Source organism: Lysinibacillus xylanilyticus (assembly GCF_001183605.1).
In the GTDB taxonomy this organism is placed as follows: Bacteria; Bacillota; Bacilli; order Bacillales_A; family Planococcaceae; genus Lysinibacillus; species Lysinibacillus xylanilyticus.
The window spans coordinates 814,710-826,221 of the sequence record NZ_LFXJ01000010.1; the positions used below are offsets into that span (position 1 = coordinate 814,710).

10 protein-coding genes are annotated in these 11,512 nt (G+C 33.3%); all 10 read left to right on the forward strand.

The features are described 5' to 3' along the window. Nucleotides 1–7: 7 nt before the first annotated feature. The 10 genes from ACZ11_RS21295 to ACZ11_RS21340 all read left to right on the forward strand — a co-directional run bounded on the left by ACZ11_RS21295 (nucleotide 8) and on the right by ACZ11_RS21340 (nucleotide 11,404). A complete protein-coding gene (locus tag ACZ11_RS21295) occupies nucleotides 8–967 on the forward strand; it encodes a glycosyltransferase family 2 protein (protein ID WP_049668527.1) in 960 nt (319 codons plus the stop codon). Then, nucleotides 967–2,454: a lipopolysaccharide biosynthesis protein gene (locus tag ACZ11_RS21300; protein ID WP_049668528.1), complete on the forward strand. Its 1,488-nt coding sequence runs from the start codon at nucleotides 967–969 to the stop codon at nucleotides 2,452–2,454. The genes ACZ11_RS21295 and ACZ11_RS21300 overlap by 1 nt, the downstream gene beginning before the upstream one ends. A gap of 1 nt (nucleotide 2,455) precedes the next feature. Continuing rightward, nucleotides 2,456–3,673 (forward strand): ATP-grasp domain-containing protein, encoded by a 1,218-nt coding sequence (locus ACZ11_RS21305; protein WP_049668529.1) that lies wholly within the window; start codon nucleotides 2,456–2,458, stop codon nucleotides 3,671–3,673. 313 nt (nucleotides 3,674–3,986) lie between these two features. Then, nucleotides 3,987–4,832, forward strand: a complete 846-nt coding sequence (locus tag ACZ11_RS21310) for a methionyl-tRNA formyltransferase (protein ID WP_049668530.1) — start codon at nucleotides 3,987–3,989, stop codon at nucleotides 4,830–4,832. A 361-nt stretch (nucleotides 4,833–5,193) separates the two neighbouring features. After that, entirely contained in the window at nucleotides 5,194–6,285 is a 1,092-nt protein-coding gene (locus ACZ11_RS21315) for a DegT/DnrJ/EryC1/StrS family aminotransferase (protein ID WP_049668531.1), read from the forward strand. Between the two features lie 11 nt (nucleotides 6,286–6,296). Next, nucleotides 6,297–7,004, forward strand: coding sequence for a WbqC family protein (locus tag ACZ11_RS21320; protein WP_049668532.1), 708 nt, complete (start codon nucleotides 6,297–6,299; stop codon nucleotides 7,002–7,004). Nucleotides 7,005–7,066: 62 nt separating this feature from the next. Further along, a complete protein-coding gene (rfbA, locus tag ACZ11_RS21325) occupies nucleotides 7,067–7,957 on the forward strand; it encodes a glucose-1-phosphate thymidylyltransferase RfbA (RefSeq protein WP_049668533.1) in 891 nt (296 codons plus the stop codon). Nucleotides 7,958–7,998: 41 nt separating this feature from the next. Continuing rightward, complete coding sequence (gene rfbB / locus ACZ11_RS21330) at nucleotides 7,999–9,039, forward strand: dTDP-glucose 4,6-dehydratase (protein ID WP_049668534.1); 1,041 nt, start codon at nucleotides 7,999–8,001, stop codon at nucleotides 9,037–9,039. Nucleotides 9,040–9,307: 268 nt separating this feature from the next. Further along, nucleotides 9,308–10,105: a TIGR00282 family metallophosphoesterase gene (locus ACZ11_RS21335; protein WP_049668535.1), complete on the forward strand. Its 798-nt coding sequence runs from the start codon at nucleotides 9,308–9,310 to the stop codon at nucleotides 10,103–10,105. Nucleotides 10,106–11,137: 1,032 nt separating this feature from the next. Beyond that, the gene (locus ACZ11_RS21340; protein WP_008178903.1) at nucleotides 11,138–11,404 is read left to right on the forward strand and encodes a stage V sporulation protein S; all 267 of its coding nucleotides are present in this window, start codon (nucleotides 11,138–11,140) and stop codon (nucleotides 11,402–11,404) included. Nucleotides 11,405–11,512: the final 108 nt, after the last annotated feature.

Here is an 11,512-nt window from a genome sequence, read left to right on the forward strand (position 1 = left end):
TATCTAAATGGATAATATTTTAGTTAGTGTTAGCTGTATAACCTATAATCATGAAAAATATATAGCAGATGCAATTGACAGTTTTTTAATGCAAAAAACAACTTTTAAGATTGAAATATTAATTCATGACGATGCATCTACAGATAACACAGCAAAAATAATAAGAGAGTATGAAAAAAAATACCCAGATTTGATAAAACCTATCTATCAAAGTGAAAACCAATATTCAAAAGGAGTGTCCGTAGAATCTATTAATGTTGAAAGAGCAAAAGGAAAATATATTGCGATATGTGAAGGTGATGATTACTGGACAGATCCATATAAATTGCAAAAACAGGTAGACTATATGGAAAATCATCCTGAATGTAGTTTGTGCGTTCATGGTGGGTATGTGGTGTCAGCAACAGAAAAAAAAATATTGATGTATAACAGACCTAATAAAGGAAATAAACTCTTTACAGTTTCTGAAGTAATAGAAGGCGGTGGATCTCTTTTCTTAACAAATTCCATGCTGTATCCAACGGAATTTAGAACTAATAGGCCAGCTTTCTTAGAAAATGCCCCTGTCGGTGATTATCCTTTAGTTATCAATTTATCTTTACTTGGTACAGTATATTGTATCGATGAAATTATGTCAGCATATCGAGTAGGAGACGAATGTTCTTGGACAGCCAAATATTTATCAAACATTAAAAAAAAGGAAAAACACTACAATGATATGGCAATTATGCTAGAAGAAATAAATCATTATACAAACAAACAATATGATGATGTAATAAAAAGAACAAAAAAACGATCTCAATTATTTCTACTATTTGAAAAGGGTAATTATAAAGAAGCAAAAACAGGGGAATTTAAAGAGTTATATTTGGAACTAGGATTAAAAATGAAGATTGCTTTATTCATGGAAAATTATAGTCCAGGTATTTTGAAAATTCTTAGAATTGCCAAAAGGAAATTTGTTTAATGAACAATGACATAACAAAATCAAAAGTCCTTTCTTCTCTTTTGTGGAAAATGATGGAGAGGGGGGGATCGCAGAGCTTTCAATTAATAGTAATGATAGTGCTAGCTCGTTTGCTACTACCTAAAGATTTTGGATTAATTGTACTAGTAGCAATTTTTATTTCGTTATCTAATGTATTAATTCAAAGTGGATTTAATACAGCTTTAATTCAGAAGAAAGATGCTGATGAAGTTGACTTTTCTTCTGTTTTTTTCTTAAACTTATTTGTTGCTAGTATTTTATATGTAGTACTTTTCTTTTCTGCGCCTATTATTGCCATTTTCTTTGAAGAAACACAGATAACACTTATTTTAAGAATTTTATCGATAACTTTGTTTTTTGGTGCTATTAATTCAATTCAGAACGCAATTATTGCTCGAAATATGGAATTTAAGAAATTATTTTTTAGCAGTTTAGGGGCAGTCTTAGTATCGGGGATTTTTGGTATAACAATGGCATATAATGATTTTGGTGTATGGGCTTTGGTTGTGCAGCAATTAACAAATCAACTTTTGGTTATAGTTATTTTATGGTTTACCGACAAATGGAGACCAAAGTTACTTTTTTCAATGGAAAGAATAATAGGATTATTTTCATTTGGATGGAAGTTATTAATATCTGCGTTGATTGATACTATTTATACGAATATAAGTGGACTTTTAATAGGTAAAATTTTTAGTCCAATATTATTGGGCTTTTATAGTAGAGGAGAACAGTTTCCCGGTTTCATTGTAAGTAATATAAACGGATCCATACAATCAGTCATGCTTCCTACGTTGGCAGCTCATCAAGAAAATAGGGAAAGGGTAAAGGAAATGGTGAGAAGAGTCATTGTTACGAGCTCATTTATTGTATTTCCGATGATGATAGGTCTAGCTATTATCGCTGAACCTTTAGTAAAGATTTTGATAACAGAAAAATGGTTACCTACTGTTCCATTTTTACAAATATTTTGTGCTGTTTATGCTCTATGGCCTATTCATACAGCAAATTTGCAGGCTATAAATGCATTAGGTCGTAGTGATATTTTTTTGAAGCTAGAAATTGTTAAAAAGATATTTGGATTTGTAGTTCTCGTAATAAGTATTCAATTTGGGGTTCATGCAATGGCTGTAGGTGTGTTAATTAGTGGATTTTTGGGCACTATTATTAATGCTTATCCTAATTTGAAGTTGCTTAATTATAGTATTCAAGAGCAATGGAAAGATATCATGCCATCTTTACTTTTATCGTTAGTAATGGGATTTGTAATTTTCTTCATAAAATCGTACGCAATGTCAGATATTTTAACAATTATAATTCAAATATTTATAGGAACTATTTTATACGTAGCATTAGCAAAATTATTTAAACTAGAATGTTTTACTTATCTATTATTGACCTTGAAAGATATGTTAGAAAATAAAAAAGAGAAAACTAAATTAATAATAAATAATGAGGTGCGATAAAATGAAGAAGCTTTTAATGCTTGGTGGTGCACATGCTCAAGTTCCAGCTATAAAAAAAGCAAAAGAAATGGGCTATTATGTTGTAACTTGTGACTACTTAGAAGAAAATCCAGGTCAGCAATTTGCTGACGAGTACTATAATGTAGATACTACAGATACAGAAGCTGTTTTATCTTTAGCGAAGTCACTAACCATTGATGGAATAGTTTGTTATGCGACAGATTCAGCATTACTTACAGCAACTTATGTAGCTGAAAAATTAGGCTTACCCTCTCATCCTTATAAATCTGTGGAGATTTTAACTAAAAAGGATAAATTTAGAGAATTTTTGAAAGAAAATAATTTTAATGTACCCAGATTTAAAGGATACCAATCATTTGAAGAAGCTAAGAATGATTTTATTAATTTCAAAATGCCATGGATGGTTAAACCAGTTGATTCGTCAGGAAGTAGAGGAGTTTCAAAAATAAATTCAATAGATCATCTACAAGAAAAAGTGGAGAATGCTTTATATTTTTCAAAAGCAAAACAATTTGTTATAGAAGAGTATATCGAAAAAAATGGTTATCAAATTTCGGGAGATTGCTTTTCAGTAAATGGGAAAATAGTTTTTCGTAGTTTCGCAAATACACATTTCTCATTATCTAATTTATATCCGTTTGTTCCAATAGCTTCTAGTTGGCCATATAATATGCCTGAACGTATTCATAATAAGGTGCATGATGAAATTCAAAGAGTACTAGATTTATTAAAAATGAAAACAGGGGCTTTTGATTTTGATATTGTAATTGATGCAAAAGAAAATGTTTATTTAATAGAGATTGCTGCAAGAAATGGTGGTCAATGGGTATCTCAAGCTATAAAATATGCAACTGGTATAGATTTGATTGAATATACAATTAGGGCGGCAATAGGTGAAGATTGTGATGATTTAATTATGGTCGAGACAAAAGGATATTGGGGTATGTATGTTCTTAATAGTCTGAATTGTGGGATATTTAAGAATGTTGAAATTGATGGAGATATAAAAAATAATATTGTTGAATATGAATTATTAGTAAAACCAGGTGATCCAATTTATTCTCTTACTGGAGCCCATAGGACAGTAGGATTAATGATGCTGAAATTTACATCATTGAATGAAATGATAGAAAAGATGGAGAATATGACAAACTTGGTGAAGATAATTATAGAAGATTCATTAATAAAAAATAGCTGAATTTAAATGGGTTGAAAAAATGTAAGCTTTTTATATAGAAAATTAAATGTTAATATATTCAACATTTGTTTGCAGGGATTTTTTGACTATAATCTAAGTTTGATCTTTAAGAGGTGTTGTTGGAGAAGACGAATCCCTTAGGGAAAGTAAGTCAGAGAATATCCCGAATGAGCTTGTCCGCGAAAAAAGAGAGTAGGATTCATCAGCAAGCACATATCTTGGTGTAGAGCCCTTGTTAATAAGTGAAATATTTTAGTGAAAGGAAGGCGGGCTTATAATATATGAAACAAATATTAAAGTAATATTAATTACTATGGAAGTTTCTAATGTAATTCATTCGTTAATTGAATCAGGAATTAATATTATTGGTGTTATTGAATCTAAACGGAAAAATCCTAATATGCAAACAAAGGAATTGGAGAATTTTTGTTTAGAAAATGGACTGCCGTATTATTTTATGAATGAGGGCTGCAATGACAAATTAGAGAATTGGGTTAGAAAGTTAGAACCTGATTTAATAGTTGTAAATAGGATGTCTGAATTGTTAAAGAAGAATTTATTGGAAATCCCTAAAAAAGGGTGCATTAATCTTCATCCAACCTTACTTCCTAAATACAGAGGAGGGTTTCCTTTTTTTTGGACTTACTATGATTATGATTTAAATCAAGGAGTGACTGTCCATTACATCGATGAAAGTGAAGATACTGGAGATATTATATATCAAAAAAGTTATCGTATGCCTTTAGGAGCTACTGAGGAAGAATTGTTGGAAGTCTTAGTATTTAAAATAGGAGTTGAAATGTTAATAAAATCCATTCTAGATATTGAGAATAATTGTGCTCCGAGGATAAAGCAACCTAGAATAAGTCCAACAGTACGGGCTAGACAAATTAAACCGAATGAATATAAGCAAATTATTGGTTGGGAAGAATGGGAAATAGAGAGAATTTGGCATTTATTAAGAGGAACCCAAAATTGGCTTAATGTTTTTGATTTTTCTGAGATTCAAGGCGAAGTTTTAAAATGGAATATACTTCAATATGTAAAAAAAGATGTTAAGTCACGACAAAAGCTAGGGAAAGTCTATAAAGATGATGATGCTTATTTTGTATATTGTAGACAAGGGAAAATTTTCATGGAATTAAATATAAGAGTATAAAATTCTGTTATTTTTCTATATTTTGATGGTGCTTCTATGTTCAATTTCCGTGCTGCAAAAGTCTTCAATACAACTGAAGGTGGAGCGTAAACTTTTAAGAATTCTAGTTAATAGTTTGGAAGGGTATCAAGGTAGGTATACTCCCGATGACACATCTATTGCCAAATATATAACAAAAAGAGCGTTAACACTTCTGCTCTACGCTCATTTTGGGATTTGATTTTCCTTGTACTGATGATATTTGCAAGATACTGAATATGCTTGAAATGTTAGAAAAGATGGACAATATGGAGAACTGGGTATATATATCATTGTAGAAATTTCAGTAGTGAAAAATAGCTGAAGTAAAGTGGGGGAAACGATGAAACCAATTCAAGTAACGCAATCATCAATGCCTGATTTTGATGAGTTTTCTGAAGAAATTAGAGGTATTTGGGATAGTCGATGCCTGACTAATATGGGTGTAAAACATCAACAACTAGAAGTGGGATTGGAACAGTATCTAAAAACACCTAATGTTTCGCTATTTTCGAATGGGCATCTTGCGTTAGAGTATGCAATCACAGCATTAAATTTAACCGGGGAAGTGATTACAACGCCATTTACTTTTGCATCCACTACCCATGCGATTGTTAGAAATGGACTGACACCTGTCTTCTGTGATATTGACCCAAATAACTATACAATCCAAACTGACAACCTCGAGCATTTTATAACAGATAAAACGTCGGCGATAATTCCTATTCACGTTTACGGTAATATTTGTAATGTAGCTGAAATTAATAGAATTGCAAAAAAGTATAATCTTAAAGTAATTTATGATGCTGCACATGCTTTTGGTATTACAATCGATGATGAAGGGGTCGCAAACTATGGTGATATATCCATGTTTAGCTTCCATGCTACAAAAGTCTTTCATACGATTGAGGGAGGAGCATTAACTTTTAAGGACTCTAGCTTGAACAATGTATTCAATGCGTATAAAAACTTTGGCATTACTGGACTTGAAACAATAGATTATATTGGTGGTAATGCAAAAATGAATGAATTTCAGGCAGCAATGGGCCTTTGCAACCTTCGAAATGTAGATCAAGAAATTAATAAGAGAAAAAAAATCTACAATAGATATCTCGAACAACTTAGTAGCGTTAATGGAATACGTTTAACATTTCCTCCTTCGTGTGTAAAAAGCAATTATGCATACTTTCCTATTTTATTTGATGGGTTTACACTTTCCCGTGATGAAGTTCATGATAAATTAAAGAAGCATAATATTTTTACACGAAAGTATTTTTACCCTATAACAAATAGTTTTGAATGCTACCGTGGTGGATTTTCTCCCGAAGAAACACCAGTCGCAAAATATATGTCGGAAAGAATTCTAACTTTACCACTTTATGGTGATTTGAAACTAGAAGAAGTTGATAAGATTTGCGGAATTATTAAAGCGTAGGGGAGATTTGAATGAGAGTAGCATTAATGCAACCTTATTTTTTTCCATATGTGGGCTATTTTCAATTAATAAATTCAGTAGATGAATTTGTTATATTTGATAATGCTCAATATATTAAAAAAAGCTGGATTACTAGAAATAGGATTTTAAACGAGCATAAAGAAAGTAGTTTTATCAATGTTCCAATAATTAAGGCTCCTAGAGAAACTAAAATTAAAGATATATTGATAAACAAAAATATTGATTGGCAAGAGAAACTATTTAACCAATTATTTTATTATAAACAAGCTCCTTATTTTAACTATGTTTTGGATTTTTTGAATGGTAGTTTACCAAATAATAATTATGATAATTTAAGTGAAATTAATACATTACTCCTAAGAAAAACTTGTGAGCTCTTAAATATAAGAACAAAGATTACAATTTTGTCAAAAAAATTTCCTACTATTGAATATGCAAATACAGCAGATGAGTGGGGAGTTAAAGTGTCTAAAGCATTAAATGCTAGTACTTATATTAATGCTATTGGTGGAAAAGATTTTTATGATAAGGAAAAATACAGAGATAATGGATTGGATATACACTTTATTAAGCCCAACTTATCGCCATACAAACAATTTAAAAAACATTTTATTCCGGGTCTTTCAATTATTGATATCATGATGTTTAACAGTATAGAAGTGATTCAAAAAATGTTCGCTGATTTTGAGGAGATTTAACAAAAAATAATTATAGTTCTCTATTTTAGTTAATATTAGCAATGAGAAGAGGTTAATATCGGATGAAAGGTATTATTTTAGCAGGGGGTTCAGGTACTCGACTTTATCCCCTGACGAAATCTATTTCTAAACAAATGTTACCTATTTATGATAAACCGATGATTTATTATCCGCTATCCGTATTAATGCTTGCGGGCATAAAAGAAATACTGATAATTTCTACTTCTAGAGATATCGGAGGATTCAAAGAACTTTTAGGAGATGGCTGTAAGTTAGGGATGAACTTTGAATACGCGGTACAAGAAAGTCCTAATGGCCTTGCAGAAGCTTTTATAATTGGAGAGGCGTTTATCGGTAAATCACCAGTCGCATTAGTATTAGGCGATAATATTTTCTATGGTTCTAATTTGAGCAATCGTTTACAAGATGCTGCGTCTTTATCGACTGGGGGCATTATTTTTGGATGTTATGTAAATGATCCGAGGGCCTATGGTGTAGTAGAGGTAGATGAGCAGATGAATGCTATCTCAATAGAAGAAAAGCCGGAATTCCCTAAATCTTCATATGCAGTCCCAGGTTTATATTTTTTTGATAATAAAGTAGTTGATATCGCAAAAAACGTGAAGCCTTCAGCGCGGGGCGAAGTGGAGATTACTTCTATAATAGATGTATATCTGCAAAGGGGTGAGTTAAAGGTTGAACTTACTGGTAGAGGCTTGGCGTGGTTAGATACAGGCACGCATGAATCATTACTAGAGGCCTCTAACTTTGTAGAGGCTATACAAAAAAGGCAGGGGCTATATATTGCTTGCATTGAAGAAATAGCATTCAGAAGAGGATATATAACAAAGAAGCAGTTATTAGATCTTGCGCATCCTCTAATGAAGACAGAATACGGTAAATATTTAATTGAAGTTTCTCATTCATTAAACAACTCTCATGTGACAATGTAGAGTTTTTTTATTTCAGTCGAACAAGTTTAGAGGTGAGACAGATGACAAAGAAAAAAATTCTTGTTACGGGTGGAGCGGGGTTTATTGGTGGAAACTTTGTTCAATACATGGTTAAAAAGTACCCTGAGTATGAAATTTATAATGTAGACGTGTTAACATATGCAGGTGATTTAACTAAACACCATGATATAGAAAAAATGGGGAATTATCATTTTGTGAAAGCAGATATTGTAGACTATGATGTGATTTTTTCTTTATTTGAGAAAGAAAAGTTTGATTATATTGTGCATTTTGCTGCAGAAAGTCATGTAGATCGATCCATCACAGATCCAGCGGTTTTTGTCTCTACAAATGTGCTAGGAACACAGGTGTTATTAGATGCTGCAAGGCAAGTAGGAATTACCAAATTTGTTCATGTCTCTACAGATGAAGTATACGGTGAATTGGATTTTGATCCAACAACTTTTTTTACTGAAGAAACACCGTTACAACCAAATAGTCCATATAGTGCAAGTAAAGCTTCCTCTGATCTTTTAGTTCAAGCGTATCACCATACTTATGGGGTGCCTATTAATATTACACGATGTTCTAACAATTATGGGCCTTATCACTTCCCGGAAAAATTAATTCCTTTAACGATTTCGCGTGTATTGAATGGAGAAAAGGTTCCTATATATGGTAATGGTCAAAACATTCGTGATTGGTTACACGTGTTTGATCATTGTGCTGCCATTGATTTAGTTTTACATGAAGGTGTAAATGGAGAAGTATATAATGTAGGTGGGCATAATGAACGGACGAATTTAGAAGTAGTTAAAACCATAATTCGTACATTAGGGAAATCAGAAGCATTAATAGAGTTTGTAGCAGACCGTTTAGGACATGATAAGCGATATGCAATTGATGCAACAAAATTAGAACAATTAGGTTGGCAACCGATATATACTTTTGAAACTGGAATTGCTCAAACGATTCAATGGTACATGGAAAACAAAGAATGGTGGGAGCAAATTATTAATGGGGAATATCAAAATATGTTGGAGATGACTTCAACCTATTCATCTGAAATCACCCCAAAATAGTATATGAAAAGATGTAGTAATCGATTTGAAGGCAATTAATAAAATAAATAACGATTTTTCATGAAATGAATAAAATTTCACTTACTTGCTCTCAACGTTGATCATGTTCGTCATTTATAAAAAAATGATGCCCTTATATCGTTACAGTCACAATAAATTCAGCCTGTACAAAACGCAAACTCAAAGAGATTTGCGTTTTATTTTGCGATTCACTAGGATTAGGTGGTAAACTAAAAGTTGCTAATTAAAGAAAGTGTGGTCTTGAAAAATGAAAGTTTTATTTATAGGTGATATTGTAGGTTCAATCGGCCGAGATGCAGTGGAAAAATATTTACCACGCTTAAAGAGAAAATATAACACAGACGTAGTTATTGCCAATGGTGAAAACGCAGCAGCAGGGCGTGGAATTACACGAAGTATTTATAATGATCTATTGCAAATGGGTGTAGATGTTATCACAATGGGCAATCATACTTGGGATAATAAAGATATTTTTGATTTTATTGATGATGCAGATTATTTAATACGCCCAGCGAACTTTTCGGATGAGGCACCAGGTAAAGGAATGGTGCAAATTTCAAAAAACGGTGTAACACTATCTGTTATTAATTTACATGGACGAGTATTTTTACCTCCTCATGAGGATCCTTTTGCGATGGCAGAGGAATTAATCGAAGAAGCACATAAAACGTCACCGCTTGTGTTCGTTGATTTCCACGCAGAAGCAACAAGCGAGAAAATTGCACTAGGCTGGCATTTAGATGGGAAGGCATCAGCAGTCGTTGGTACACATACTCATGTGCAAACAGCGGATGCACGTATTTATCCGAATGGAACAGCGTATATTACAGACGTTGGTATGACAGGTCCATACGATGAAATTTTAGGGATGACGAAGGAAAGTGTCATTTATAGATTCCAAACAAACATGCCATCTCGTTTTGAAGTGCCTAAAAAAGGACGCGAAGTGTTAAGTGGTTTCTTTGTAGAGATTGATGATAAAACAGGAAAAGCTCTACATTGTGAGCGGATTTATATAAACGAAGATTATCCGTTCCAAGCATAAGAAGAGAAACTATTGTGTATAAAAAAATGCACAATAGTTTTTTATGTTGAAAAACAAAATGGTTAGGTAATATTTGAGAATGTTTTGGCACTTTTAATAAGAATGATTTCTGTTCCGGGCAACTCGCTTTCCTGTAGTCGAGCGTCGAGCCACTTCCTTCGCTTTGTTGTTGTTGCTGTTGCTTTTGCACAGACAAAACTCTTTTGTTAAAATTACTTTATTACTTAGATTAAAGCGACGTGCCAGAAGATACTTGCTATGTCAATCAGTTGATTTACGTTCCGACTGAGAGACATCAAAAAGTAAAAGGATTCACACACAGTTTTGTGTATGAATCCTTTTTTGCTCTTTGGCAGGTAGATGTCAATAAAATTCAAAAGTTGGGTGATAAAACGTGAAAGTTAGTCGATAGAATTCAAAAGTTGGGCGATAAAACGTGAAAGTTAGTCGATAAAATTTAAAAGTTGGTCGATAAATCGTAAAAGTGTTCCGATAAAACTAAAAAGTTGGATGACATTTCGGAAGTCATGAGAATCAGTTGATTGGAGTGGAAACTGGGCGATTCCTTCGTGCAACATCGTGCCGCTGCCGCTAAGCTTTCGCGAAAAAGCATCTGTTGGCCTGAGACCCTGGAGCGATCACCGCGAGTGAAGTGGATAGGGGAACGGAGGCTAAAAGCCATCACGTACTGTGATAACGCCTTCGACCAACATCGTGCCGCTGCCGCTTCGCTTTCGCGCAGAAAAAATTTGTTTTCCCGACGTTTCCAGGAAATCGCCCAGTCGGAACAGAAATCAACCTCTCGCTTTGCCTAAGAGCTATTTTGTGACGCCTTTGATTTCATTGCCATAGTAGCTTTCTAATGTAAATTTTCAGTCTTTTTTGATTGTTTTAATATATAAGAAATGAATATAGTCTATTTTCTTCTTGCCGAGCATAAAATGACCTATCGACAATAACTTGAGGTCCAAAAAAAAGGGGGACATGAGTTGTTGAGCGTAAACACTATTCGCGAAACGGGGAGGAATAATTGTGGATTCATTAAAAGTATCATCACGCTCTAATCCAAATTCAGTTGCAGGTGCATTAGTCGCGGTAATCAGAGAAAAAGGGCAAGCAGAAATGCAGGCAGTTGGGGCAGGGGCACTTAACCAAGCCGTGAAAGCAGTGGCCATTGCACGCGGATTTGTAGCGCCAAGTGGCACAGATTTAATTTGCGCACCGGCGTTTGCCGATATTTTAATTGCTGGTGAGGAACGTACAGCCTTAAAGCTTCTTGTGGAAAAACGTAATCGATAAAATGTAATGAAGTAAAATGCCTTGCACATAATAAGCTGCAAGGCATTTTTTCGTTTATATAGAAATAAGGATATGAGGAAGAGAGTGCCTCATGCTCTACATACTGAC

Coding starts and splice junctions, on each gene's coding strand:
- ACZ11_RS21320 (WP_049668532.1), top strand. CDS start 6,297: ATGAGAGTAGCATTAATGCAACCTTATTTTTTTCCATATGTGGGCTAT.
- rfbB (WP_049668534.1), top strand. CDS start 7,999: ATGACAAAGAAAAAAATTCTTGTTACGGGTGGAGCGGGGTTTATTGGT.
- ACZ11_RS21335 (WP_049668535.1), top strand. CDS start 9,308: ATGAAAGTTTTATTTATAGGTGATATTGTAGGTTCAATCGGCCGAGAT.
- rfbA (WP_049668533.1), top strand. CDS start 7,067: ATGAAAGGTATTATTTTAGCAGGGGGTTCAGGTACTCGACTTTATCCC.
- ACZ11_RS21300 (WP_049668528.1), top strand. CDS start 967: ATGAACAATGACATAACAAAATCAAAAGTCCTTTCTTCTCTTTTGTGG.
- ACZ11_RS21310 (WP_049668530.1), top strand. CDS start 3,987: ATGGAAGTTTCTAATGTAATTCATTCGTTAATTGAATCAGGAATTAAT.
- ACZ11_RS21305 (WP_049668529.1), top strand. CDS start 2,456: ATGAAGAAGCTTTTAATGCTTGGTGGTGCACATGCTCAAGTTCCAGCT.
- ACZ11_RS21295 (WP_049668527.1), top strand. CDS start 8: ATGGATAATATTTTAGTTAGTGTTAGCTGTATAACCTATAATCATGAA.
- ACZ11_RS21315 (WP_049668531.1), top strand. CDS start 5,194: ATGAAACCAATTCAAGTAACGCAATCATCAATGCCTGATTTTGATGAG.